Source organism: Arcicella sp. GW458-12-2-14-TSB2, from assembly GCF_059423785.1.
On record NZ_JBWKYN010000041.1, the window covers coordinates 1 to 24,668 of the forward strand.

A 24,668-nucleotide genomic window follows, 5' to 3' on the forward strand; every position below is an offset into this window, starting at 1 on the left:
CAACTATTATCTAGCAAAATAATGAAAGAGCGTAGACTTCACGCTAGTCAGAAACGTGAAATTATTAATCGTTACGAAAGAAGAATCAAAAATTTGAATGCTACTATAAAGTCTTCTAATGGTATTTAAACTAAAACAGCCTTTGGTTTTGCAATTATATTCAAAATCAAAGGCTGTTTTATTACCCTCCGCTTACAGGCGGAATCAATGCTATTTCGTCTCTGAAATTCAAGGCCAAATCCTGCTCTGCATACTCGCTGTTTACGGCAACCAATAGCGATTTTATCGCCCTCAGCTTTGGATAATCGTCTTTTAGCTTTTCCAGCAGTTGTGCTACTTTAACAGACTCCTCCATTTCTATTTCAATCAATGTACTACCAATTATTTCTTTAGTAATACCGAAAAGATTTATTCTGTACTTCATATTATTTGCTAAATATCACCTTTTATCCTATAACAATTGAATGTTTTTATATTCGCTAAGGTTATTTACTTAAATTTGTTCAACAAAGAGACGAATTTACGGAATGATCACTCAAAACAAAAAGCAACCCAACCAAACCTTGATTTACGATAATCACGGTAGGCCAATTACGTATTTGCGTTTGGCCGTAACCGACCGTTGTAATTTGCGCTGCTTTTACTGTATGCCTGAAGTAGGTGTGAAGTATCTTCATAAATCAAAATTGATGACTTATGAAGAAATGCATCGAACCGTTTCTGTGTTGTCTGAATTAGGCGTCTCAAAAGTACGCATTACAGGTGGCGAGCCTTTTGTTCGCCATAATATGATTGATTTTATGTATATGCTTTCTGAAATTGAAGGCATTAATGAACTTAATATTACTACGAATGGTATTCTTACGGGACAGTACATTCGCCAAATGAAAGAAATAGGCGTTCGTTCTATCAATTTGAGTTTGGATACTTTAGATAAAAAACGTTTTTTTGAAATTGCCCGCAGAGATGAATTCGAAAAAGTATATGAAACGCTTTTTCAATTATTAGACGCTGGTTTTGAAGTAAAAGTAAATGCTGTAGTAATGGATGGGCAAAATACTCAAGACATTATTCCACTAACAGCGTTGACGAAAGATAATAACGTTTCAATCCGTTTCATTGAAGAAATGCCTTTTAATGGAGAGGGTGCCCACTATCCAAAACTTCATTGGAATGCTACCCGTATCTTAGAAGAAATCAGAAGCGAATATCCTGATTTACAAAAATTGGTTGATGCTCCCAACTCAACCTCATACAATTATCAAATTCCGAATCATCAAGGTAATATCGGAATTATTGCGGCATTTTCACGTACCTTTTGTGGCACTTGCAACCGCATTCGCTTAACCGCAACGGGCGAGTTGAAAACTTGCCTTTACGATGATGGTGTATTGAATATCAGAGATTTACTAAGAAATGGCATTTCTGATACAGACCTCAAAGATACTTTTATCCATGTTTTTAGCAATCGCCCTAAAGATGGTTTTGAGGCCGAACGCAATCGCAAAAGTATCATTACTGAATCAATGACTACTATTGGTGGATAAACCGAAAAATCCTTTTCCGTTTGATTCTATTAAAAATGCCCTAATTTTGTAGGCAAGAAACTTCTTTTCTTTTACTCGTACAACTAGAATCTATTTCCTTGTTATTATGACAATCTCTGAGATATTCAATCAATTTAATCAATTAAAAGTTCTTATTATTGGCGACGTAATGCTTGATTCTTACACGTGGGGAAAAGTAGAACGTATTTCACCAGAAGCTCCCGTACCAGTAGTAAATGTATTGAATCGTGAGGTCCGCTTAGGTGGAGCTGGCAATGTTGTAATGAATGTACAAAGTCTGGGTGCTGAAGCGATTATTTGTTCCGTAGTTGGCAACGATGCTTATGGCAACGATTTAATCCATCTTTTGAAAGAACAAGGTTTATCAACAGAAGGGATTATTCAATCTGACACCAGAATTACTACTGTAAAAGAGAGAATCATAGCAGGTTCGCAACAAATTGTGCGCATTGATACAGAAACGGATGCTTTGATTAATGACACTGAGAACGAATTACTCACAGAGAAAATAAAAGAATTGGCTAAAGATGCCGACGTAATCATCTTTGAAGATTACGACAAGGGAGTCTTATCCAAAAGGCTCATTGCCGACATCATTGATTTTGCCAATAGTCACAATATTCCTACTGTAGTCGACCCTAAAAAACGCAATTTTCTTCATTATCAACAGGCGACTCTTTTCAAGCCCAATTTAAAAGAATTGCGCGAGGGCTTGGATATCACTTTTGATGTAAAGAAAACCGAAGAGCTAGAAAATGCTGTGAGTAAACTAAAGGATACTTTGCAGCTAAAAGGTGCGTTTATCACGCTTTCCGAAAGAGGTGTTTATATTGACTTTGAAGACGAGAAAAAACATTACCCTGCCTACTTCCGTAAAATTGCCGATGTTTCTGGGGCAGGCGATACCGTTATTTCCATTGCAGCTTGTTGTATAGCGTTGGGGTTAACGCCACAGCTAGTGGCAGGTTTGTCTAATCTAGGCGGTGGGTTAGTGTGCGAATCATTAGGCGTGGTGCCGATTGACAAAGCTTTGTTGCAAAAAGAGGCTAGTATAAATTTTGAAAACAAATTTTAGCATTTTCCAATCATGTTTGAAGTACAAAAGAATAACTTTTTGATTTCTACGGATAAATCAAAATTGCAACTCAATGTCATTCATGACTACCTGAGCAACCACTCGTATTGGGCTAAAGGTATTCCTGTCGAAATCGTTCAACGTTCTATCGACCATTCAATGGCTTTTGGCATTTATCATCAAACAGAGAACCAATGGATGCAAGTAGGGTTTTGTAGAGTCACCAGCGATTTGGCAACGTTTGCTTACCTAGCCGACGTTTTTGTATTGGAAGCATACCGTGGCAATGGGCTATCTAAGTTCTTGGTTGAAACTGTGTTGAAACATCCTGATTTACAAGGACTACGCAGATGGATATTGGCTACTTGGGATGCTCACGGCCTTTATGCACAATATGGTTTTGAAGCCCTAGACAAACCAGAAAATTTCATGCAAATAAAAGCCGTAAACCCGTATGGAGTATTTTAGTTGTGAGTTAGTGAGTTGTGAGTCGTTTTAATGGCAAATCCTTATAAAATTATTCACTATATCACAACTGCAATAATAGACGACTCAATCACAATTAGAAAAAATAATCACTAATTCACAATTCACTAACTCACAACTAAATATTCAAGGTTTCTCTTCTATCCCCAACATCGTCAAAGATGGATTAATCGTTCTGGGCGTAATTACTATTTTAAAAACCTTATTGTTGGCTATTCTAAACTCTGTAGTGTATTTGCCCTTCTCTTTCAAACTTCTATATACAGCTGTATAATTTATTTTACTTTCCCATCCATTAATCACTAGTGATGTTATCACTTGGTCTAAACATTTACTGAGGTTCGAGAAATAGCTTACAACAGTCTCTTTTTCTCTAATAGCATTCAATGACCCAATCGGGATTACGGCTACTTCATAAATAGTTTGTTGTTTCATAAATTTTAATGAAAAATAATCAGACTATTTTTCAAACGTAAAACTTTTCATAAACGTTCAGCGTTTTACCATTATACGCTTCAATAAAGCAAAAAGCCCCGATTATTTTCGAGGCTTTTTTTATGTCTATTCCACCCAAGTTATTATTGAGCAATAGCCGTAAATTCAATCTCTACTAAGTAATCTGGTGAAACCAATTTACTGATTTCATATATACCTGTAGTTGGTTTAATGTCTTTGAAATAGGCACCGTGTGCTTTCGCGATATTATCAAACTGAGTAATGTCTGTCGTAAAAATTCTTGTTCTTACTACATCGTTCAAACTCGACCCTGCTTCTTCTAATACCTTTGCTATTCTTTCAATGATATTATTGGTTTGTGCATAAGCGTCGTCAGCCTTTACATTTTCGCCATCAACGATAGCTACCGTTCCTGATACTTCAATAATATTTCCGATTCTTACGGCACGGCAATAGCCCATTTTATCTTCCCAAGGTGAACCTGTAAGGATATTTTGTCTTGACATTTTTTGTATTATTTTTGGTTAAGCTACAAAGATAATTTTAGCACCTCAAAATACTAATGCTTTTGTATTCAATTTTATAAAAGACCGTATTTGATTTCATTACAACATTTGTCGTAAAGATTGCCAACTAGTATTTATTTAAAGGATAACTTAGCTAAGAAATCTCCAAATCACCACATATTGAAAACAGTCATCATTTATTTCATCACTGCTCTAATAAGTTACGTTGCTACTATTCCACCTGGTCCACTCAGTGTTTATGTAGTACATAGTACTTTACAGAAAAATATCAACGTTGCCATTACAGTAGCTGTAGGTGGAGTTTTATGCGAAAGCACATATGCCTATTTGGCGATAAAAGGGTTAGTGATTTTTGATAAATACCCCATGCTGGCACATTGGATGCAATGGGCTATTATAGTACTTTTATTTACAGTAGGTTTATTTACTTTTTTTCAGCAAAAACAGGAGATTGAATACCAAAGCGTATCATTGAAAAACCCTTTCTTTTCATTCATCAAAGGTATATCGCTTTCATTGTTCAATCCTGCTTTATTGCCATTTTGGGTTGTAGTACTGCTTGCTTTTGATAAGTACGAATGGTTGAAGATTGATTCCCCAATACAAAAAACAAGTTTCGTATTGGGTGCTGGTACTGGTACTTTTTTATTGGTGTACACCTATGCTTTTTTGGCCAATTGGAAACGAGATTTGATCTTTAAATACATAACCGACGAACGCCTCAATAAACTGATTGCTTGTATTTTTATTGGTCTTGCTCTTTTGCAATTGACCAACCTACTAATGAGTCTTTAAGCTAAACGATGAACATCCTTTACGATGATTTCGCTGCGTGTATAATCTATTAAGCCCGCATTCTTTAATTCATTAAATAGCATTGTTACGGTTTGACGGGTACTACAAATTAAGCCTGCGATGTCGCTGTGGGTAAGATAATTCTTTACAACAATATCCTTGGTTTGTCCCTTGCCTTCTTTCATCACCCAATCTTTTAAAAATAAGACAAACCTTGTCCGTACATCTTTAAACATTAGATTCGTATAATTATTAGTAATGCGTTTAAGTTTAAAACCTACTAACTTGGTATAACGAATGGCCAATTGTGGGTTACTCTTCACAATGTTCTCAAAATCATTTATTTTAAAACTACATATTACTACCTTTTCTGAAATCGCTATTGCATATTCATCTTCGTTTTCATCTACTTCATCAAAAGTATATTGCCCAAATAAATCACCAGACCTTAAAATTTCCTTTACTGTTTCATTTCCTTCAGCATCTACTGAAACAATCTTTAATGTTCCGCTTTTGATGGTATAAAGTCTTTGCTCATCATCATGCGAAAAATAAATGATTTCGTTTTTCTTAACCGTCTTAAAATTTGGAATCAAACACAAAGCACGGTTTTCTTCTCTGCTTAATACTGAGAACAACTGATGGTCGTGGAGATACCAATATTTTGCTTCCTCTTGCATGGTTATTAATTAGATTAATGTATAGAAAAAGGCGAAAAAATCACCTTTTCGGATGTATGCTACTACAGAACAACAAAGCAACGTAATCAATGCTAAGATAAACAAATATCCACCATCTCCGTCGCTTTCTATACCTAATACTGTAAGATGGGCCAAAATTGCGCCCGACATTACTCCTATTCCTAAAAAGGCTCCTAACCATGCCTTTCTTGGAGTCAATAATAAAACAACCGTTATTAGCTCAGTAATGCCAGCACCATAACGCCCGAAAGGTTCAACTCCTAATTTGGTAAAAAGATGTACGCTTTCGGTTGCACCTGAGAATTTGAAGAAAAGTGTTTGGAATAAAATCACTGCTGCAATGATTTGAGCTGTCCAACTAATATATTTTTTCTGACTAGTCATGTTTTTATTTTTTTAAGGTTTTCTCCCAATTAATATCTGCTTTGGCTTTCAAATTAGCCTCATCTTTGTTCCAATCTGTTAGGGTATTATTAAAAAAGGTATGATAAAACAGGTATAATTTGCCATTGCTAATTTTATATGTTTCTGGGTCAACTACTACTTTCTCCCCCTTACTTCCCATAGCGAAAGCACACCAACCTCCATACTGCGGTTCGTATTTTACAGGATTTTTTTTGAAGTTTTCAAGATTACTAGCATTAACAAACTGGTAGATAATCCCTTCTTGATTATACGAAAACTCTTTTTTCCCTTGCTGAGGTTTTCCTTGAAAATAAGCCACTGGGTCATACCCATTAATGGCGATGCCTTTGTCTGTTAAATAATGTTTTTTTCGAGTAGCAATATCTTGCGAAAAAACATTTAAACTAATGATACTGAATAGAATAACTAGAAATTTCATTGTGCTTTTTGTTTGATTACCTTACAAATTTGGCATTTCTTCTCTCCACGAATTGTCAGCTAACTTACCTATTTGTATTTTTTAGCTATTACGCAAAATAATTCTATATAATATTGACAATATTATATTTTTATTATAAATTCAATAAACTAAACAATTAACAATATGACTACAATTGAAAGCATAGAAAATTGGGGTGATAGACATCATCCAGCATGGCTTGACATTATTCGGATTGGGTTGGGGTTGTTGCTATTTTTCAAAGGAATGAGCTTCATAGGCGATACTTCCTATTTATCAACGCTTGTTGAAGGACTGCACTTTAATGCATGGACTTTCGTAGCGGTACATTATGTGGCCTTCGCCCATTTGGTTGGTGGTTTGCTGATTACTTTAGGATGCCTTACCCGATTAGCAGCGGCCTTCCAAGTACCGATTTTGTTTGTAGCAGTGTTTTTTGCCAATATCAGTAATGGCTTTACTTTCGTCAATTCTGAGCTTTGGTTATCAGTCGTTGTATTACTATTGCTTTGTCTTTTTTGGTTAATTGGTTCTGGTAAATTTTCGTTTGATGAATACGTAAAAAATCATCCTGCTTATAAAATGAAGTAGATTGTTGAATTGGAAGAGGTATGAATTTGAAAATAAAAAAGAGGGGTACCAGCATGAATAACACTGAGACTCCTCTTCTTAACATTAATACTCAATATCGCTAAACGCTTTCTGTTAACGCTTTTACCTTGGCTTCTACCCCACTCCAAAGCTGGTTTCTTACTTCTAATGATTTTAGTGAATATGCTTCGGCTTCTTGCCATTTTTCGGCATCATCTCCACAAAGCTCCTCAACCATTTTTAATGCCAAATGACTGTGATGGTCGCCATCTACTTCAATGTGTCTTTCTAAATAATAATTGAATATCGAAATTCTTTCAGGCATACTTTGATTCAAGTCTTTCACCATCGATACGAACATATCAGGGATTAAATCTTCACGACCAAAAGTAAATACTGCTGCCATAATGTGTGGCTTTTGTGTGTTGATTACTTCAAATGTAAAGGCTACAAACTGACGAATGCTTTCAGATACTCCTACCTCTGTCAATGCTTCCAATACTGGCGTTTTCTGAGTAATTAATTTAATAAACTGATTGATTTGTTCGGTATTTGCCCCTGCCTGTGCCATTGCTTTTAAATAAAGTTCAAAATGGCTCATGGTATTGCCTTCGGTATCGGTGTCGCTTTCTTCGCCAATAACAATTTCGTTGATTAAAAAACGAGTACTTGCATTACCTACAGGAACCCAAGGAATATCTACACAAGTAAGATGGCGTTGCAAGCCTTTTAGTAAAGACATAAAATCCCACACTGCAAAAACATGGTTTTGCATAAAAAGCTGTAAATCTTCTAATTCATGGATATGTTTATAAACTGAATGTGAAGTAATTTGTTGACGGATGGGGTCTATTGCTGATTGAATCTTTATAATATTGGGGTTCATTCGCTATTTTTTTAATGGTTTTAATATTTACGGATTTTATGGCGCTATCGGTTTTATTGCAACTCAAAATTAAAGCATAAAGTTTAGTTTATCTCATTATGTTTTCAGGTGTTAATTGGATTTTGAAGAATATAAAAAATAAAATTTAATAATGATAACTTTCATTTAACATACCATTAATCATGTATTAATATCTAAATCTGATTTTTGTATAGTACAAAACTATTACAAAATGAAAAAGATATACTGTATTTTATGTTGTTTCTGGTATATGGAAAGCACGGCACAAGATGGTATTTACCTAACTGCTCACGACTTTGAAACCCATAAACTTAGTGTGACCAATTCGGGAATTTTGAAGGAAAGATATAGCAGTGTTAAAGTACACAATGATACTAGCAGTATTTACAATTTTAAAAATGCGTTTGGTTACCACAAAGGTGGTAAAGATTGGCGTTTCATAGGAAATAAATCCTATGAAATAATAAACAGTGAGGGTATATACATTTATCGCTTAGACATTAGTAACGACATCTCTACGCAACTCTATTACTTTAGTAAAGAAGCAGACGGAGAGTTAATAACTTTGTCTAGAAGGAATTTAAGAAAAGTATATGCTGATAATCCCTATTTCATAGAATTACTAAACAGTATCAATTGGCGATTGAGTTTGGAAGAAGAGATTCCTCCTTTCCATGTAGTTAGGGTTGCAGAATTATTCCATTATTGTAAACTAAATAAAGACATAAATTAATTACTAAGTTCTCCTTGTTGTATCCAATGTTGGATGAGTTTTACATCACAATCAGATAGTTTTCCTCCTTTTGGCATTTGAGGTACAGAACCATTTATCGAAGTGATTTGGTCGAGAAGGATTCCGCTGGATGCCCAGAACTTCACATCTTCATAGTCTTCCAACTTCACACCTCCAGAATGATTGGCATTACTGTGACAACTATTGCAATTTTCAATCAGTATTTTTTGTATGTTATTTTTGTAACTCACAACACTGAGTACATCAGCTTGACATTTTGCTTCGGGTAAGATATTTTTTTCGTATTTACAGGAAACTATTCCTAAACACAAGAAGCATGTTACAATTTTATGTTTCATTTAATTTTAATTGTTTAAAAATTCAGAAAAGCCGAAGCGATACGCTTCGGCTTTTGCATAATTACACCAATATGAAAATCCATTTCGGACTTTCTCCCCGTTTCTCAACGGAGAGAAAACCTTAGTAAGGCTTGACTGTTACCCACTCATGAGTAACTTTGTTGTATTGCAAGTGTTCGTCTGGCCACTCTATATATTGTTTCATGGGCGTATATTTATCTATGTTCCCATTTTTAATTAATTCTCTGAATAAAAAGCCACCTCTCTCTTTCACAAGTTCTTCTCTTAAATGTGGCGTGTTAATGATTTCTTCAAAAGATTCGGGCTTTAAAGAGCCTTCTTTGAGTTTGAATCTTCCGATAACCCCTCTTCTGAATTCACTTGCTCCAACTGGGCGAATCAAGAAGAAATAATTCCAGCCATCTTGGGCCTGATAATAGTTTTCTATTTTAAAATTTGGTAGGCTTTTAACGTAAAATGCTCTAAACTGTGGTTGAAATTTTGTTGTTTGAGTAGCGTAGGTAGCAGGTTCAAAAACATAGGTAATAATATTGGTAAGTAATGTGTCCTTTTGGGAGTCAGTAAAATAAGTCTCTACTTTATTTTTATCTTTAGAACAGCTAAATACTAGGATGCTGAATAAAAGAATTATTACTTTTTTCATAATGAGTTTCATATTGGTTTTTGTTGAAAGTCAGGGGATAATCCCCCGACTTTCGTTGTACTTCAGTAAACTTTGTATTATTTAATATAAGTAACTGTTTGTGGACTGAATTCAGACCATCCTAATGTCCAGTCAGTTGTATTGAATGCACCTACGTAAGTAGTTTTATCAAAGAATGCTGGTAAAGTAGTTGGTAAAGTAGCATTTTGTAATGCTGTACCTGCCGCCGCCAAAGTAAATGTTGGACGACCCACCTGCCAAAGATTATCATTTAAACCAGTAGTGCTACGGTTGTCGATAATCTTGTTACCTGCCAATGATTTGAACCATTCTGTTGGTGTAACTGTACCAATCAAGATAGGAGTTGAAGCAGCGTTAGCTTCTAAATCACGAACAGGAGTTCCTTTAGGGTTATAAGATATTGAACCACCTGTACCCCAGAAGTTAGTTCCCCATCCTTGAATACCAACTAATACTACGTTTTTCAAATCAATATCACCATTGTTAGCATTAGTTTTAGCACTACCTAACTGGCTATCTACGTAAACACCCCAAGGATAACCTGTGATTACTGTGTTGTAGATTTTTTGTTTGTTACTTCTTCTTAATTGAGCACCATGTTGGAATTGAGTACTAATAGCTACTTCAGCACTTCCTTTAGCACCAATGATAGACATGTTAGCAAAAATAGCAGATGTATATGGCGTAAGTTCTGACCCTTGAGCATTGTTATCACATTCAAATCCATTAGAACCAGATTGGTCAGCTTGAGTAGTACCACGAATACCGATACCATATTGAACGTATCCTGAGAAACCATTATCAGTATCAAAGTCATCATCCAAACCTTTATAAGCAATTAAGTGCTTACAGTTTACGTTACCACCGAACCATTCAAAAGAGTCATCTAAACCAAAAGAAGCTTGGATATAGTCAACTGTAGTTCCTGCACCTACTGAACCGAAAGTGAAAGAGTTAACCTCTTGGTTAGGGTTAATTGGAATACCTGCATATTCAACACGAACATATTTCAATGTACCTGAATTGTCATTTACATCATTTCCACCATGGAAAGCACCGTAACCACCTTCTAATTCACGGTCAGCTTCAGCTAAGTTGTTTGGTGCTTGTCCACAAAGGATTAAACCACCCCAGTCACCTGCTTCACGTTCACCTGGGTTACGCTCAGAAGTCATAATGATTGGTTTATCTGCTGTACCAATGGCAATTAATTGACTACCACGTTGAACAACCAAAGCACCTTTAGAAGCACGCTCACCAATAATTAAAGTACCTGCTTCAATAGTCAAAACAGTTTTCTTAGTGATTGTTCCTTTTGTATTTTCTTCACCAACACGAACAAAACCTTTCAATCGGTAGATTTTATCAGCTGTCCAAGTAACATTACCTGCTGCTAAGCTTCCGGCAGGAACATCTACAATCGTTTTTGGCGGAACAGCACTTACTGTAACAGGAATTGTTGTTAATACAGATGTTTGGTTGCTATTATCAACTACTTGAATTGTAAAGTTTACAATAGTACCCGCTGCAAAACTTTCAATAGTATAATCTTTCGTATAGGTTAAAGACGTTTGTCCTGTACCTGTAACTGCATCGAAAGAAGCACCATTTTTTAAAACATTGATTTGTTTGATACCTCCTGGTGCATTGATAGTTGCACTAAGGGTAACTTTAGAACCTGCAGTACCCGCTAATGAACCAGTTGTAGTTACGGTAGGGGCTGGAGATACTGTTACTTCATCTTTTTTACAAGCATTAAACAATAATGCAAGTGATAAGAATAAAGCGAGAGCTTTTGTCGCCTTGATTTTCATGAGATTTAATTGTTAAGATTCTAATTTTGAATTTAAAACGGGGAATATTTGAATGATTTGGAAATTACTTTTTTTGAAATGTGTACACTAATCCTAAAGAGTAAACACTGCCGGGTGTGTACGACTGAATAGTCTGGTCGCGGTTTGTATCAAAAGAACCATCTTGATTTCCATCTTGTAAAATCTGTGCTCTTTGATTTAGAATATCTGTGATACCACCTTTTACAAGTAAACTACTGGTGATACCCTTAGAGAACGTAAGGTCTAATACGTTACGTGGCATTTCGTACCAGTCTGGGTATGGTGAACCAAAGTTGTTACCAACCGCATAAATACGTTTTCCGATTACGTTGTAGAGAAGATTTACTTGAAGTTTAGTTTTAGGATTACTATAATTTAACCCTCCGTTGATTACATAAGGAGATTGTCCTTGTAATGGACGGTTGTCTGATTGAGTTGCAGCAATTTCTGGCTTCAATTTTACACGACTATAGATAAGCGTTGCATTGAATAATACATTGATTTTATTGATAAACTCATTTTTTGTAACGCTTTCTAAAGATTTCTTTATTTCAAATTCAACGCCTAAACTATACGCAGAAAGTGCATTATCAAAAGATACGTTCGGGTTTGAACCACTTGTGAATACTACTTCTATTGGATTAGTGAAATTCTTGTAAAACGTAGCAACACTTATTACTTCTGAAGGTGTTGGATATAATTCATAACGGAAGTCATAATTATCTATCTCAGCATTTTTCAAATTAGGATTTCCAGTCACTACACGGTTCAACACGAAATCATAAAAAGTAAATGGAGCAATCTCGCGGAATTCAGGACGGTTTAATGTTTTACCATAAGCCAATCTCAATAATGATTTTTCCGAGAAATTATATGTCATATTTACCGAAGGCAGAAAATTGGTAAGGTCACGATTGAAATTTACTGGTGCTCCGTTTCTGTTGTCAAAGCCATTAAGTTTTTGAAGGTTTTGTTCAACCCTTAAACCTGCTATTACATTAAACTTTTTAGTGAAGGAATAATTACCCGAAGCATAATATGCTAACAAATTATTGCTTGCTGTGTAAGCATCACTTTTATTAGTTTGTTCGTCAATTTTTACCCCATTTGTTGTATTTATGTTTTGCGGAGCAAATATTTGGTCTATAGGAAGATTCCCGATGTTAAATAATGAACTGTTAGCCTGAACAAAACCTAAGTTACGTGCATGAAAATTACGGTCTTTATTTTCGTAGAAAACTCCAGCTTTCAATTCAATTTCTTTATCTTTAACAGCTAATTTTTGGATTAAATTGACACCACCAGTAATTGCTTTTTCATCTAATATAATGTTCGTTCTACCTAAGTTGAAAGTCTGAGCAGCTCCTTGTGGCACTAATAAATTGCCACTTAAATCATAACGATAACGTTTATAGTCAGGCATTTCGTTATATGATTTATTGTAACCAACTACCCAATCAACTTTTGTTTTATCTTCATTGAAACTGTGTTTACCCAATAACTGACCAGTATAAATACCACGATAATTTTGGTTAAATGAACGAATTTTCCACTCAGAACCATTTTCAAATCCCTGACGGTCAATATATTGACTATTACTTAGCTGGTTGTATAAATTTTTAAATTCAAAAGAATGCTTATCATTCAAACGAACCGCCCAGTTATGAAGGAAACCTACACGAATAGCATTAGTATATTGTTTATCATTAAAAGTTGACAATTCGTTTGCTTCGCCAGTTGTAGAAATGGTAGCATAACCATAATCATTTTGTGATTTTGTAAAGGTTGTTCTAGTATTAGAATAATTTACAGCTGTTACATTTCCTATTTTTATACTTCCTACATCAAACTTAAATGCACCAGTAATAGCTAAACGTTGGTCTGGAATAGCATTTGATTTTTCTGGCGTCCAAGAATTTTTTAATGACTGCCCTACTTGCTGTAATCTTTGTGGATTACTATCAGAAATTTGTTTTAATTCATCTGTAGATGGGAAATTCTTTGGTAAATCGCTAAAACCATTATTAAATCCTGTCCAAGCATTGGCTCCTGCTTGAGGTGTAAAAAAATCATTGCCTGTAGTTCCACTTCTAAATGAAGTTCCGTAGTCTACAGTAATGCTATTTTGTTCTGGAATACTTTTAGTAAAAATTTTCACAACCCCACCTGCAAATTCACCTGGCAATTCTGCTGCAGGAGATTTATATACTAAAATACGGTCAATCTGGTTTGATGGAATAATATCAAATGAAAACGAACGCACATCCGACTCCATACTTGGTGTAAATACGTTATTCAACATTACTGTGTTGTAACGTTCATTCAAACCACGAATATTGATAAAGCGATCACCGAAGATAGTTACACCCGGAACACGCTTAACTACCTCAGCAGCAGTACGGTCTAATGTTTTTCCGATTTGAGCAGCTGAAATACCACTTACAATTTGTTGAGCAGCTTTAATTTCTGAGATGACTGAAACTTCAGTATTAGTAAGTTTTTGAGCTACTACTCTTACTTCATTTAATGTAGTGGCTTGGTCTTCTTCAATAAAAGTATTAATTTCAGTAACGCTTCCTTCTACTACTTTTACGTTCTCGATAACTTTTACTTTGTAGCCTACAAAAGAAATTTTAAGTTTATAGTTTCCAACTGGAATTTTATTGAAAGAAAAGAACCCGTTAATGTCAGCGGCCGCTCCTCTGTTGATTCCTTCAATGAAAACAGTGGCTCCTACTAAGTCTTCTTTGCTTACTGCATCTTTGATTGTACCGCGAATAGTTCCTTCCTGAGCGAAAGTGAATGAAAGTGAAGAAAATAGAATAATTAATGTGTAAAGTAATTTGTGCCTCATCATACTGGTTTGTTTTTTTTGATGGCACAAAATTAGGTCGGCTATTTAACCACAGTATTACGCTTGTATTATGCTTGGGTTATGTTTATGTTACCGCAATATTATGCGAATTAAGAAAGCCGTTTATTATAGTGAACATAGCGGGTAGCTTAATTTTTAATATATCTAAACAGATTTGTATACAAAACCTCATTGCTCTTCATACAACTATTATCCTTAGCGGTAATAGTTTATTATTTTTTTCATTTTTACGGTAAAAATTTTATTATTTACCAAATGTTAATTATGTTTAGATATAGTGACTCATTTATCTTTAAAATTTCATTTGAACGTTCTAAATGAAAATAGGTAGTTTGATAAATGTACAACTAAAGCTAAAGACTAATCCTTACTGCTTTTTTAGCGATTTAAAAATATTTATAAATGAGTAATCTGAAAGAAGAGTTATACGAACTAATAAAAAGTGATATTGCAATTTTTGATTTTATCCAAGAATTCGCTTTGGATGGCTTTTGGTATTTGAATATAGAGTCTCCTAGTAATGGATGGATAAATACTAAGTTCTGGGCTACGCTCGGGTATAAGGCTACAGATATACCTTTGGATTTAGCTACCTGGGAAACCATCATTTTCCCCGATGATTTAAAAGAATTAACTGAAAACTTCTTACAACTACAACATCATCAAACCCATAATCAACCGTATGATCAAGTTATAAGATTCAAACATAAAAATGATTCTACTGTTTGGCTTCACTGTAGGGCAATAGCCATTGAGAATGATAAAACCAAAGACATTAAAATACTTTGTACTTATATAGACATTACGGAACAAAAAAGAAAAGAGGAATTTCTGGAACGCTGTAATACGGCGGCAATGATTGGTTATTGGGAATTGGATTTGCAGACTCAGAAACTATATTGGAGCAAGACGACTAAATCTATCCATGAGGTTGATGATGATTGTGAACCCGACTTAACTACTGCCATTGATTATTATAAGGACGGTGAAAGTAGAGAAAAGATTATAGAAGCGATAGATAATGCTATTAAAAACGGAGAAAATTATGATTTAACCTTACAAATAATTACGGCTAACAATAATCTAAAATGGGTTAGGAGTATCGGTAAGGTGGAGTTCTTGGACGGGAAATGCGTTAGGCTGTTTGGTACTTTTCAAGATATCAACACTGAGACCCTAGCCAAAGAGGAGATAATCAAAGAAAAACAAAAGCTTCAAAGTGTTATTGAAGGTACTAATGTAGGTACGTGGGAATGGAATGTACAAACGGGTGAAACAGTCTATAATGAACGTTGGGCAGAAATTATTGGCTATACGCTAGAGGAGTTGGCTCCGATAAGCCATGAGACTTGGGAAAACCTAGTCCACCCAGAAGACCTAAAGATTTCTAATCAAAAGATACTCGACTGTTTTGAAAAGAAAATAGAATTCTTCCGTTGTGAGTGCCGAATGAAACACAAGGATGGGCATTGGGTCTGGATACACGATAAAGGTAAAGTAGTTACGTGGACAAGCGATGGACAGCCCTTGATGATGTATGGAACACATTCTGACATTAGCGAGCAAAAGCAAATCGTTGAAAGAAATAAGGTGTTTATTGAACATACCCCTACTGCCATAGCGATGTTTGATAATAACCTAAAATACTTAGCGGTTTCTGAAAAATGGAGGGCTGATTATCGTTTAGAAGGCATCAACTTAATCGGCAAAACACATTATGAGATTTTTCCAGAAATAGGTGACGATTGGAAGAATATTCATCAAGAATGCTTACAGGGGAAATCTATCAAAAGAAACGAAGATAAATTTGTCAGAATAGATGGCACTGTTCAATGGCTAAAATGGGAAATAAAGCCGTGGTATAATGATAATAATACCATAGGCGGGCTACTTATGTATACCGATGATATTACTGAACAAAAGAAAATTGAACAGAGTCTTCTGGAAAAACATACTTTATTGGAAACAATTCTTGAAAGCATTGATGTCGGGATTGTAGCTTGCGACCAAAATGGTGCGCTTACGCTGTTCAATAGCACTACCAAACGCTGGCATGGATTACCCTTGGACGACGTACATCCATCCGAGTTTTCAAAATATTATGGGCTTTATGATTTAGACGGAAACCCACTTCTGACTGAAGATATACCCCTCATCAGAACTTTAAGAGGTCATAAAGTAGAAAATCAAGAAATATTAATTTCGTCTACCAATGGTACATCACATATTGTTTCTACTTTTGGTGCTCAGCTCAGAGGGCCAAATAATGAACTATTTGGTGCTGTTGTTGCGATGCATGATGTAACAGAGCGAAAAAAGGCTTTAGAGAAGCTGTTGATTAGTGAAGAATCTTTTAGAGGAAACTTTGAAAATGCTGCTATTGGAATGGCCTTACTAGAGCCTGATGGACGATGGATGAAGGTTAATCAAACACTTTGCAATATTGTTGGTTATACAGAGGAGGAACTGTTCTCATTAACCTTTCAGGATATTACACATCCAGAAGACCTTGAAGCAGATTTACACTTACTGAATGAATTAGTAAATGGCGAGCGACAATATTACCACATGCAAAAACGATATTTCCATAAAAAAGGGAATGTAGTGCATGCTATTCTGGCGGCATCATTAGCAAGAGATCAGGTTGGGAAACCGCTCTATTTTATTTCTCAAATAATAGATATTACTCAGCAAAAGAAGGCAGAGTCAGAAATTCAGGCTCTTTTAGATGTTACAAAAGACCAAAACGAAAGGTTGAAAAACTTTGCACATATAGTTTCGCATAATTTGAGGTCGCATTCAGGGAATATTTCAATGATGATGGATATCTTATTGGAAGAATACCCAGCATTATTGGATAACGAATACATCACTTTATTAAAAGCGGCATCTACAAATCTTAAAGAAACTATCGTTCATTTAAATGAAGTAGTTTTGATGAATACCACTATTATTGACAATTTGAAAAGTGTTAATCTGTACAATGCGATAGAAAATGCTATTCAGAATGTTTCGGCTTTTGCAAAAGATTCAAATGTAAATATTAAAAATACTATTGGTAAAGATGAACGAGTTTTGGCTGTTCCTGCTTATTTAGATAGTATCATTTTAAATTTTTTAACAAATTCAATAAAGTACAGCACAGAGGAGAGAGATAGTTATGTTAAATTATCGACCTTTATCGATAAAGGGCACGTGGTTTTAAAAGTAGAAGATAACGGACTGGGCATTGATTTAAAACGCCATGGTGCAAAATTATTTGGTATGTATAAAACCTTTCATGCACATAAAGATGCTCGTGGGATTGGTTTATTCATTACAAAGAACCAAATAGAAGCAATGGGAGGGAAAATAGACGTGATAAGTGAAGTAAACAAAGGAACGACATTTAGTATATATTTTAAACATGAAAAAATTTAATATTGCTTGCATCATTGATGATGACCCCATTTTTATTTTTGGTACAAAAAGAATCATGCAACTTGCAAATTTTTGTGACGGCTTTTTAGTTTTTCACAACGGGAAAGAGGCATACGAGAGCTTGAGAGCGATTATCATTGGCGGAGAAAAACTTCCAGATTTAATTTTATTAGATTTGAATATGCCTATATGGGACGGTTGGCAGTTTTTAGATGAGTTTATCCAGATTCCTAATGAAAAAATCACTACCATTTATATAGTAACAAGTTCGATAGACCCTGAGGATGTTAAAAAAGCGGAAGCCTACGAAATCGTTAGTAATTATTTGGTTAAACCTATTAAGATGGAGGATCTCAAAAAATTAATGGAATAAGCTAAATACTAAACAATCAACTGTATTTCAGCCATTTAACCAGTTATAAAGTAAAACATTTTACAGTTTAAATCTAATTTTTATATCATACAAATAAATTTTCTACTACCTTTGCAACAGTTTATGGTGCATTAGGCTCGTTTCTATATGAGTTTAAGGCTTAATAGGGAATCAGGTTTTAAGTCCTGAACTGTCCCCGCAACTGTAAGTTTCAATACAATTATTACCATTCTTCGATAACCACTGGTTTAATGGTGAGTAAGTGAATGAATGATTGAGTGAATGAAGAAATTCAAAAATAATCCTAATAATCAATTGGCTTATTAATCACTAAATCGCGAAATCACTAAATCACTAAATAAATTGGGAAGGTCAAGGTAATGATGAAACAAGTCAGGAGACCTGCCATTAAATCATTCTTAATTGTTTGCTTACGGAGGATAAGCATCATTGAGCGTTCGATTATTTCTTTTAAACTTTCTTGGTCAATTTTTTCGGTTTATTTCCGTAGGTCAAGACCTAACTATTCAGGTTATGTCTGCTGTTTTCACGTATTTGTTACGTTGTAAGCCTATATTTTCGCTCATCGGGATATTTGTATCCTTACATTGCTATGCCCAAGAAATTTCTAACAGACAGATTGATGAAGTAAAAGTAACAGGCTTTTCAAACGAGCATTTTATGGCTGGCTTGAAAGTTAAAAAAATAGATTCAACTACTTTAGCTCGTTTTCAATACCAAACCTTAGCAGATTTCCTGCAATACCAATCGCCCATTACTTTCAAAAGTTATGGTAATGGTCAGTTAACTAGTATTTCTTTCAGAGGCACTTCTGCCATGCATACAGCCGTACTTTGGAACGGTCTGAACATCAATAACCCTATGGCTGGGCAAACAGATTTTTCTACTGTGCCACTCTTAGGCTTCGACCAAATGGCTATCCAATACGGTTCGGCGGCTTCTTGCGTAGGTTCTGATGCTGTAGGTGGGAGTATATTATTGGGTTCTGTTCCACAATGGAAAAAACCTGGCGTAAATCTTACAGTAGGTGGTCAATACGAAAGTTTTGATAATTATAATGGACAAATAGGATTAAGATTTGCCCATCATACAGAGAAAGGTTTACAGTTCTCAGGGAAAACTTTGCTTTATGGCAGTAAGTATAATAATCATTTTTCAGGAACCGAAAGAACAGATAATGCAGGAAGAACATATCAGATTGTGCCTTCGGAAACTGCTCAAAAAGGCTTTATCCAAGATTTATATTTGAAACAACAGAACGGAAACTTGTTTGCTTTCAATGTTTGGTTGACCGACAATAAACTAAGTATTCAACCTGATATAATTGCATTTAGGGAAATTACCCAAACCAAAGCTTCGCGGTTTCTATCTTCCTATCAATTCGGTAATACGAATGTAAAAATGGGATTTGTAAAAGACATTATTGACTATGGCACTGGCGATTTTTCAGCACCTAGTCATTCTGAAACAGATCGTTACATTGCTCGTGCCGAACATGAAATTAGCTATAAAAAGGCAAATTCACGATGGAATACTAATATCAAAATAGGTGGCGAATTTGTGCATTATATTGCCCATGTCGATGGCTATGACAGTGGTGCCATTAGCGAAAACCGTCAAGATATATTTGCACTCATCCGTAATCAATTCTCCGACAAGCTAACGGCTTCACTTAATCTTCGTCAAGCTTTTTCTAATCGTTATCAAGCTCCCTTTACTCCCTCGCTAGGGGTTGAGTACCTATTGCTTTCTGCCAAGAAAAGCCAAATAGTGGTCACAGGTAATGTAGCAAGAAGTTATCGTTTACCGACCCTTAATGAGCGATACTGGAAAACACTTGGGAATCCAAATATTCAACCCGAAAGTGGTTTCAACAAAGAAGTAGGTATTAATTGGAAACAAGTAATTTCCGAAGAACTTAATACCTCATTAGGCGTAAATGCCTATCATAATTTAGTTGATAATTGGACCTACTGGAACCCTGACAAAGGATATCGTGTGGAAAACCTACAGCAGGTACTAGCAAAAGGATTTGAAGTTACGGGCAATATAAAATACCTCAAAGGGAGAATGCTAGCGGGTATTACCACTACTTATGCTTATACCCATGTTTCTCAACAAAAAATGTATGCTGCTTATACCGAAGACATTATCGGCAAGCAAATGATTTATGTGCCTCTACATACCGTTTCGGGGACTGCCTATGTAGGTAAAGGAAACTGGACATTAAATTTTCAAGGCTTATATAACTCCGAACGTTATATCACTTTTGATCATTCTGGTCGCCCTTTTCCTCCATATTTTATATTGAATGCTACTATTTCAGGGAAAATACAAGTAGGGAAAACACAAGCTAATTTGCTTTTCCAAATGAATAACTTGACAGACACTGTGTACCCAAGTGTGAAGAAAAAAGCCATGCCCGGGCGAGGCTTTTCACTGGGGTTAGTTTTTAATATTTAGCATCTGATAGGCTTGTGGTCATCGGCTATCAGCTTTCAGATGAAAGCATTAATACTGAAAGCCGACGACCGAAAGCTGAAGTCCAAAAAAATATTTTTTTCAATTTTAATCCATTAAAACAATGCAATTTAATTCTATTATCATTCGCTCATTAGTGGCAAGCACGTTGTTCTTGTCATTAAATGCTTGTAATTCAACCTCAGAACCTGAACCTTCTCAACCTTATGATACTGGTATTTTTGTAGTAAACAGAGGCAATTTCTCAGATAACAATGGCTCAATCACATTCATCAACCCTACTACCAAAGTTAGTAGTTTTGATATTTTCCAGAAGGAAAATCTTAATTCAGTGGCTGGTGGAGTAGCTGACTATGCGGATGTTGATGGTTCAGGGGTAATCTTAGTAGATAATCAAACTGCTGGAAAAGACTATATCCAAATCGTAAATGCTCGTACTTTCAAAGCTATCGCAAAAATAGATTCTAACATGGTTGAAAACCCTAGTGCTGTTATAAAGGCGGGTACTAATAAAGCATATATTTCTTGTTGGGATACTTTTAATGCTGATTATTCTTATAAGCCTGGTACTGTATTAGTAGTTGATTTAACTAAAAATAAAATAACAAAAAAAATTACGGTTCAACAAGGTGCAGACAAAATGGTTGCTATTGGCAATGAGGTGATTGTTTCGTCAACTACTTACAGTGGCACAAAAAATATTTCTATTATCAATACTCAAACAGATGCTGTTTCTCAAACAGTAGAAATAGGTTCTAACCCTCGCTTGATTGGTACAGATGCAAACGGTAAATTATGGTTCTATGCAGATGAAAAATTTGTAAAATTCAACCTAAGTACTAAAACAGTCGAAAGTCGTACTGCTTTTGCTACAGAGAGTACTCTTGATCAATCGGCTAACAGTTTTACTTTCAATAAAGATAAAAATGTTATTTTCTTTGTCTATTCTTATTACGACTATGCTAATAATATAAGTAAAGGAGAAACTTATAGTTTTAATATTAATGATGCTAGTATTTCTACAGCAAAGCCATTCATCAATAAACTATTTACAGGTTTAACGACTGACCCTGCTACGGGTAACATTTACGCTGGTTTTACCCCTTCTTATAAGCAAGCGGGATATGTATTCAGATACCAACCAAATGGAACATTAATTGATTCTTTAAAAGCTGAAATAAATCCTGTAGGATTTGTTTTAAAATAATTCATCTTCAGATTGGTCAACCTTTAAAAAGTTGACCAATGTATGAAACAACTTTCCAAGTATGAAACAAACTATCAACCCTCGCTTTTTAACCTTGCTTTGCTTCATTCTAGCCATTGCCTTGTTAAGAATTGCCAATTCGGCACAGCTTACGCCTGTTGCTAACTATACACCACTAGGTGCTATGGGGCTTTTTGGTGGAGCATATTTTACTAGTCGATGGAAGGCATTTGCATTTCCTCTTCTTACAATATTAGTAAGCGATATTGTAATCAATAAGGTAAATTTTCAAGGTAAATATGGTATCATGTACGAAGGTTGGTATTGGATTTACGGCATTTTTGCAATCATTGTATTGTTCGGCAGAATAATCCTTCAGAAAATCAATGTGCAGAATATTGTATTAGCAGCGGTGATTGCTTCGGTTTCACATTGGGTTTTGGCAGATTTAACCGTTTGGATTGGCGGAGGTACAGACTTGAGAACAAACCTACCATTAACGCGGGATTGGGCAGGCTTACAACAATGCCTTGTACAAGGTTTTCCATTTATGAAAAACTTTTTGGTAGGAACACTTGCCTACTCAGCCTTACTTTTTGGCAGTTTTGAGTTGCTACAAGTACGTTTCCCAAGCTTAGCACAGACTAAAGCTTGAGGCTATCAGTCTTCGGACTTCGGCTATCTTGTATATTTTTTGTTTAATGATAAGCTTCTAAAAGCTATCATTTGTAATTTATTCTTTATCAATAATGGCAATTGCTGACTTCTGAAAGCTGATTGCCGAAAGCTATCATTATGAAAGTTGTCTCTTTTCTTCCAGCCGCAACGCAAATGATTTACGACATGGGTTTGCAAGACTTACTCTATGGCGTAACCTTTGAATGTCCGCCAACTTCAAGAACTGAAAATGAAATTTTGGTGCGTTGTGTGCTAGAAGGGAAAGACTATTCGAGTACTGAAATTGATAAGATTTTTTCAGCTTCTAAGGCTCAAGGGAAAAGCTTGTATTATGTAGAAGAAGATAAATTACAAGCCATAGCTCCCGATGTAGTAATTACGCAAGATGTTTGTGAAGTATGCCAGATTGATACAAAATGTACGCAAGCAGTAATTGATAATCTTGAGAAAACGCCTCTGGTTGTTACCCTTACCCCACAGAGCTTAGAAGATGTTTTTCAGACAGTAATTACCATTGCTACAGCGTTGGGTAGAGAAGAAGCTGCGTATCAGCACTTGGCGAAGCTTCAATTGAGAATTGATAATGTTATCGATAAACTCAGAGAACATAGAGCTTTACCCAAAAGAGTAATGTTGTTGGAATGGATAGAACCAATATATAATTGCGGACACTGGATTCCTCATCAAATTGCCTATGCAGGTGGAGTGGATATGTTAAGTAATCCTTCGGGAGACAGTATTGTAACCCAATGGGAAAAAATATTGAAGTACGACCCTGAAGTATTAATCATTGCTCCTTGCGGATTTGATACGCAAAGAAGTATAGAAGAATTGCATTTATTAACCATAAAAAGCGGTTGGGAAAACCTAAGGGCAGTTCAAAATAAAGCCGTTTTTGTACTTGATTATGATTTGTTTACCCAGCCCAGTGCATCGACCTTAGTAAATGGTATTGAAATTTTGGCAGCATTATTTCACTCTACACTTTTCACAATTCCCCAACACCTAGTTCATAAAGTTTACCCTATTTTTAATCAAACTCTAGTTACATAATTTTTGAATTATGTTTCTTCATCTAAGAAAACTCCCTCTAATCTATCTAAAGTCTGGAACGAAAGTTTCAGGCTTTTTTGTAGTTTATTCTTTATAAATCTTCACAGCAATTTATAATTCCGATACTCCCCTATTCTATAACCTGTCAGTTTCTCAACTGCCATCTTTAATTTATTTTTGAATGATAATTTTTTCTCATGAATATCATAGTCAAACATCCAATTTACGCTATCAATTCTGGCTTGCATAACGGCTGGATGTGTGCCATCAAATAGTGTTAATGAATCTATTTCTGAGTAATCAAAAGCTTCTAATACCTCTTTTATTTTATCCACATCGTGTCCTTCTCCCCAAAAATTAATCGAGCTTTTCATTTTTTCACGCTGGATTTCTGGGGGTTTTACCCAACCATAATGATAGATATAAGCATCAATTAATTTTACTTTTAATTTCTGATTATCTGCCGTTCTAAAACCTTGTGCATCCTTATAGGAATGTACTTTACCTGTATTTCTAATCACCCTGATTTCTCGTCGATACCAACGATGTGCATTACCTACATAGCGATAAGAACCATAAAAATGTGTATAGTTAAACAGCAAACCTTCTACTTCAGTTTTATGCAAATTATCCTGCATGGCTTTTTTAATAACAGGCAGGTATTTTTCATGTACTACTTCATCCCCTTGTATATAAAAGCACCAATCAGCATCAGGTGAAACAGCGGCTAAGGCTTTATCTGTTTCAACGGCAAGTACTTGTCCACCTTTGCGAAGCGAATCATCCCAAACGGTTTCTATTATTTTTATTTTTGGCGAATCTATACTTTGTATCAACGCTAATGTGGCATCTTCTGAATTTCCCACAGCTACTACTACTTCATCGCAAATTGGCAATATTGAAGTAATGGCTTCCACGATGGGATAATCAAATTTTATAGCATTCCTAACAAAAGTAAATCCAGATATTTTCATAAC

The 24,668-nt window shown here is 35.3% G+C and carries 24 protein-coding genes and 1 riboswitch; of the genes, 12 read left to right on the top strand and 12 right to left on the bottom strand.

Going from position 1 to position 24,668, the window contains the following annotated elements; all coding sequences use genetic code 11:
• Positions 1-181: 181 nt before the first annotated feature.
• A complete protein-coding gene (locus AC07XN_RS08120) occupies positions 182-424 on the bottom strand; it encodes a MoaD/ThiS family protein (protein ID WP_494742663.1) in 243 nt (80 codons plus the stop codon).
• 139 nt (positions 425-563) lie between these two features.
• On the opposite strand from AC07XN_RS08120, the gene moaA reads away from it, so the two are divergent.
• The 3 genes from moaA (at position 564) to AC07XN_RS08135 (ending at position 3,111) form a co-directional block, all read left to right on the top strand.
• The gene (gene moaA / locus AC07XN_RS08125; RefSeq protein WP_494742686.1) at positions 564-1,547 is read left to right on the top strand and encodes a GTP 3',8-cyclase MoaA; all 984 of its coding nucleotides are present in this window, start codon (positions 564-566) and stop codon (positions 1,545-1,547) included.
• A gap of 106 nt (positions 1,548-1,653) precedes the next feature.
• Positions 1,654-2,643: a bifunctional heptose 7-phosphate kinase/heptose 1-phosphate adenyltransferase gene (locus AC07XN_RS08130; protein ID WP_309915411.1), complete on the top strand. Its 990-nt coding sequence runs from the start codon at positions 1,654-1,656 to the stop codon at positions 2,641-2,643.
• A 12-nt stretch (positions 2,644-2,655) separates the two neighbouring features.
• Positions 2,656-3,111 carry a GNAT family N-acetyltransferase gene (locus AC07XN_RS08135; protein WP_494742664.1) on the top strand — a complete coding sequence of 152 codons (456 nt, stop codon included), beginning with the start codon at positions 2,656-2,658 and terminating at the stop codon, positions 3,109-3,111.
• A 144-nt stretch (positions 3,112-3,255) separates the two neighbouring features.
• Here the strand turns inward: AC07XN_RS08135 and AC07XN_RS08140 are convergent, their stop codons facing one another.
• Complete coding sequence (locus tag AC07XN_RS08140) at positions 3,256-3,564, bottom strand: hypothetical protein (protein ID WP_323249603.1); 309 nt, start codon at positions 3,562-3,564, stop codon at positions 3,256-3,258.
• Between the two features lie 143 nt (positions 3,565-3,707).
• A complete protein-coding gene (locus AC07XN_RS08145) occupies positions 3,708-4,091 on the bottom strand; it encodes a RidA family protein (RefSeq protein WP_494742665.1) in 384 nt (127 codons plus the stop codon).
• Between the two features lie 180 nt (positions 4,092-4,271).
• Between AC07XN_RS08145 and AC07XN_RS08150 the strand changes: the two genes are divergently transcribed.
• On the top strand, positions 4,272-4,907 hold the full coding sequence (locus tag AC07XN_RS08150) for a LysE family translocator (RefSeq protein ID WP_494742666.1): 636 nt from the start codon (positions 4,272-4,274) through the stop codon (positions 4,905-4,907).
• On the opposite strand, the gene AC07XN_RS08155 is transcribed toward AC07XN_RS08150, so the two are convergent.
• The 3 genes from AC07XN_RS08155 to AC07XN_RS08165 are packed head-to-tail and all read right to left on the bottom strand — an operon-like array spanning position 4,904 to position 6,452.
• Complete coding sequence (locus AC07XN_RS08155) at positions 4,904-5,587, bottom strand: Crp/Fnr family transcriptional regulator (protein WP_494742667.1); 684 nt, start codon at positions 5,585-5,587, stop codon at positions 4,904-4,906. The genes AC07XN_RS08150 and AC07XN_RS08155 overlap by 4 nt on opposite strands.
• 9 nt (positions 5,588-5,596) lie before the next feature.
• Positions 5,597-5,992 carry a DoxX family protein gene (locus AC07XN_RS08160; RefSeq protein ID WP_309915395.1) on the bottom strand — a complete coding sequence of 132 codons (396 nt, stop codon included), beginning with the start codon at positions 5,990-5,992 and terminating at the stop codon, positions 5,597-5,599.
• Positions 5,993-5,996: 4 nt separating this feature from the next.
• Positions 5,997-6,452, bottom strand: a complete 456-nt coding sequence (locus tag AC07XN_RS08165; protein WP_309915394.1) for a YHS domain-containing (seleno)protein — start codon at positions 6,450-6,452, stop codon at positions 5,997-5,999.
• Positions 6,453-6,617: 165 nt separating this feature from the next.
• Here AC07XN_RS08165 and AC07XN_RS08170 point away from each other — a divergent pair, with 165 nt between their 5' ends.
• A complete protein-coding gene (locus tag AC07XN_RS08170) occupies positions 6,618-7,064 on the top strand; it encodes a DoxX family protein (protein WP_309915391.1) in 447 nt (148 codons plus the stop codon).
• Positions 7,065-7,164: 100 nt separating this feature from the next.
• On the opposite strand, the gene AC07XN_RS08175 is transcribed toward AC07XN_RS08170, so the two are convergent.
• Positions 7,165-7,950, bottom strand: a complete 786-nt coding sequence (locus tag AC07XN_RS08175; protein ID WP_494742668.1) for a DUF3050 domain-containing protein — start codon at positions 7,948-7,950, stop codon at positions 7,165-7,167.
• 232 nt (positions 7,951-8,182) lie between these two features.
• Here AC07XN_RS08175 and AC07XN_RS08180 point away from each other — a divergent pair, with 232 nt between their 5' ends.
• Positions 8,183-8,704, top strand: a complete 522-nt coding sequence (locus AC07XN_RS08180; protein WP_494742669.1) for a hypothetical protein — start codon at positions 8,183-8,185, stop codon at positions 8,702-8,704.
• Here AC07XN_RS08180 and AC07XN_RS08185 read toward each other — a convergent pair.
• The 4 genes from AC07XN_RS08185 to AC07XN_RS08200 all read right to left on the bottom strand — a co-directional run bounded on the left by AC07XN_RS08185 (position 8,701) and on the right by AC07XN_RS08200 (position 14,440).
• Positions 8,701-9,063, bottom strand: a complete 363-nt coding sequence (locus tag AC07XN_RS08185; RefSeq protein WP_494742670.1) for a hypothetical protein — start codon at positions 9,061-9,063, stop codon at positions 8,701-8,703. The genes AC07XN_RS08180 and AC07XN_RS08185 overlap by 4 nt on opposite strands.
• A 121-nt stretch (positions 9,064-9,184) precedes the next feature.
• Complete coding sequence (locus tag AC07XN_RS08190; RefSeq protein WP_494742671.1) at positions 9,185-9,727, bottom strand: hypothetical protein; 543 nt, start codon at positions 9,725-9,727, stop codon at positions 9,185-9,187.
• 77 nt (positions 9,728-9,804) lie between these two features.
• Positions 9,805-11,562 (bottom strand): beta-helix domain-containing protein, encoded by a 1,758-nt coding sequence (locus tag AC07XN_RS08195; protein WP_494742672.1) that lies wholly within the window; start codon positions 11,560-11,562, stop codon positions 9,805-9,807.
• 64 nt (positions 11,563-11,626) lie between these two features.
• On the bottom strand, positions 11,627-14,440 hold the full coding sequence (locus AC07XN_RS08200) for a TonB-dependent receptor (RefSeq protein WP_494742673.1): 2,814 nt from the start codon (positions 14,438-14,440) through the stop codon (positions 11,627-11,629).
• A 420-nt stretch (positions 14,441-14,860) separates the two neighbouring features.
• On the opposite strand from AC07XN_RS08200, the gene AC07XN_RS08205 reads away from it, so the two are divergent.
• The 6 genes from AC07XN_RS08205 (at position 14,861) to AC07XN_RS08230 (ending at position 23,691) form a co-directional block, all read left to right on the top strand.
• On the top strand, positions 14,861-17,878 hold the full coding sequence (locus AC07XN_RS08205) for a PAS domain-containing sensor histidine kinase (protein ID WP_494742674.1): 3,018 nt from the start codon (positions 14,861-14,863) through the stop codon (positions 17,876-17,878).
• Complete coding sequence (locus tag AC07XN_RS08210) at positions 17,865-18,251, top strand: response regulator (protein WP_309915367.1); 387 nt, start codon at positions 17,865-17,867, stop codon at positions 18,249-18,251. Before AC07XN_RS08205 ends, AC07XN_RS08210 begins: the two co-directional genes overlap by 14 nt.
• 107 nt (positions 18,252-18,358) lie before the next feature.
• Positions 18,359-18,675, top strand: a riboswitch (cobalamin riboswitch).
• Between the two features lie 110 nt (positions 18,676-18,785).
• Positions 18,786-20,735 carry a TonB-dependent receptor plug domain-containing protein gene (locus tag AC07XN_RS08215; protein WP_494742675.1) on the top strand — a complete coding sequence of 650 codons (1,950 nt, stop codon included), beginning with the start codon at positions 18,786-18,788 and terminating at the stop codon, positions 20,733-20,735.
• A 121-nt stretch (positions 20,736-20,856) separates the two neighbouring features.
• Positions 20,857-21,960, top strand: coding sequence for a YncE family protein (locus tag AC07XN_RS08220; RefSeq protein ID WP_494742676.1), 1,104 nt, complete (start codon positions 20,857-20,859; stop codon positions 21,958-21,960).
• Between the two features lie 61 nt (positions 21,961-22,021).
• The gene (locus AC07XN_RS08225) at positions 22,022-22,615 is read left to right on the top strand and encodes a DUF6580 family putative transport protein (RefSeq protein ID WP_494742677.1); all 594 of its coding nucleotides are present in this window, start codon (positions 22,022-22,024) and stop codon (positions 22,613-22,615) included.
• Positions 22,616-22,755: 140 nt separating this feature from the next.
• Positions 22,756-23,691, top strand: coding sequence for an ABC transporter substrate-binding protein (locus AC07XN_RS08230; protein WP_494742678.1), 936 nt, complete (start codon positions 22,756-22,758; stop codon positions 23,689-23,691).
• A gap of 101 nt (positions 23,692-23,792) precedes the next feature.
• On the opposite strand, the gene AC07XN_RS08235 is transcribed toward AC07XN_RS08230, so the two are convergent.
• Positions 23,793-24,665 (bottom strand): glycosyltransferase family protein, encoded by an 873-nt coding sequence (locus AC07XN_RS08235; RefSeq protein ID WP_494742679.1) that lies wholly within the window; start codon positions 24,663-24,665, stop codon positions 23,793-23,795.
• Positions 24,666-24,668: the final 3 nt, after the last annotated feature.

What these genes read in the sequence shown, in the direction of transcription:
- AC07XN_RS08120 (WP_494742663.1), bottom strand. Translation starts at nt 424, where the DNA reads ATGAAGTACAGAATAAATCTTTTCGGTATTACTAAAGAAATAATTGGT.
- AC07XN_RS08130 (WP_309915411.1), top strand. Translation starts at nt 1,654, where the DNA reads ATGACAATCTCTGAGATATTCAATCAATTTAATCAATTAAAAGTTCTT.
- AC07XN_RS08135 (WP_494742664.1), top strand. Translation starts at nt 2,656, where the DNA reads ATGTTTGAAGTACAAAAGAATAACTTTTTGATTTCTACGGATAAATCA.
- AC07XN_RS08140 (WP_323249603.1), bottom strand. Translation starts at nt 3,564, where the DNA reads ATGAAACAACAAACTATTTATGAAGTAGCCGTAATCCCGATTGGGTCA.
- AC07XN_RS08145 (WP_494742665.1), bottom strand. Translation starts at nt 4,091, where the DNA reads ATGTCAAGACAAAATATCCTTACAGGTTCACCTTGGGAAGATAAAATG.
- AC07XN_RS08155 (WP_494742667.1), bottom strand. Translation starts at nt 5,587, where the DNA reads ATGCAAGAGGAAGCAAAATATTGGTATCTCCACGACCATCAGTTGTTC.
- AC07XN_RS08160 (WP_309915395.1), bottom strand. Translation starts at nt 5,992, where the DNA reads ATGACTAGTCAGAAAAAATATATTAGTTGGACAGCTCAAATCATTGCA.
- AC07XN_RS08165 (WP_309915394.1), bottom strand. Translation starts at nt 6,452, where the DNA reads ATGAAATTTCTAGTTATTCTATTCAGTATCATTAGTTTAAATGTTTTT.
- AC07XN_RS08170 (WP_309915391.1), top strand. Translation starts at nt 6,618, where the DNA reads ATGACTACAATTGAAAGCATAGAAAATTGGGGTGATAGACATCATCCA.
- AC07XN_RS08175 (WP_494742668.1), bottom strand. Translation starts at nt 7,950, where the DNA reads ATGAACCCCAATATTATAAAGATTCAATCAGCAATAGACCCCATCCGT.
- AC07XN_RS08180 (WP_494742669.1), top strand. Translation starts at nt 8,183, where the DNA reads ATGAAAAAGATATACTGTATTTTATGTTGTTTCTGGTATATGGAAAGC.
- AC07XN_RS08185 (WP_494742670.1), bottom strand. Translation starts at nt 9,063, where the DNA reads ATGAAACATAAAATTGTAACATGCTTCTTGTGTTTAGGAATAGTTTCC.
- AC07XN_RS08190 (WP_494742671.1), bottom strand. Translation starts at nt 9,727, where the DNA reads ATGAAAAAAGTAATAATTCTTTTATTCAGCATCCTAGTATTTAGCTGT.
- AC07XN_RS08195 (WP_494742672.1), bottom strand. Translation starts at nt 11,562, where the DNA reads ATGAAAATCAAGGCGACAAAAGCTCTCGCTTTATTCTTATCACTTGCA.
- AC07XN_RS08200 (WP_494742673.1), bottom strand. Translation starts at nt 14,440, where the DNA reads ATGATGAGGCACAAATTACTTTACACATTAATTATTCTATTTTCTTCA.
- AC07XN_RS08205 (WP_494742674.1), top strand. Translation starts at nt 14,861, where the DNA reads ATGAGTAATCTGAAAGAAGAGTTATACGAACTAATAAAAAGTGATATT.
- AC07XN_RS08210 (WP_309915367.1), top strand. Translation starts at nt 17,865, where the DNA reads ATGAAAAAATTTAATATTGCTTGCATCATTGATGATGACCCCATTTTT.
- AC07XN_RS08215 (WP_494742675.1), top strand. Translation starts at nt 18,786, where the DNA reads ATGTCTGCTGTTTTCACGTATTTGTTACGTTGTAAGCCTATATTTTCG.
- AC07XN_RS08220 (WP_494742676.1), top strand. Translation starts at nt 20,857, where the DNA reads ATGCAATTTAATTCTATTATCATTCGCTCATTAGTGGCAAGCACGTTG.
- AC07XN_RS08225 (WP_494742677.1), top strand. Translation starts at nt 22,022, where the DNA reads ATGAAACAAACTATCAACCCTCGCTTTTTAACCTTGCTTTGCTTCATT.
- AC07XN_RS08230 (WP_494742678.1), top strand. Translation starts at nt 22,756, where the DNA reads ATGAAAGTTGTCTCTTTTCTTCCAGCCGCAACGCAAATGATTTACGAC.
- AC07XN_RS08235 (WP_494742679.1), bottom strand. Translation starts at nt 24,665, where the DNA reads ATGAAAATATCTGGATTTACTTTTGTTAGGAATGCTATAAAATTTGAT.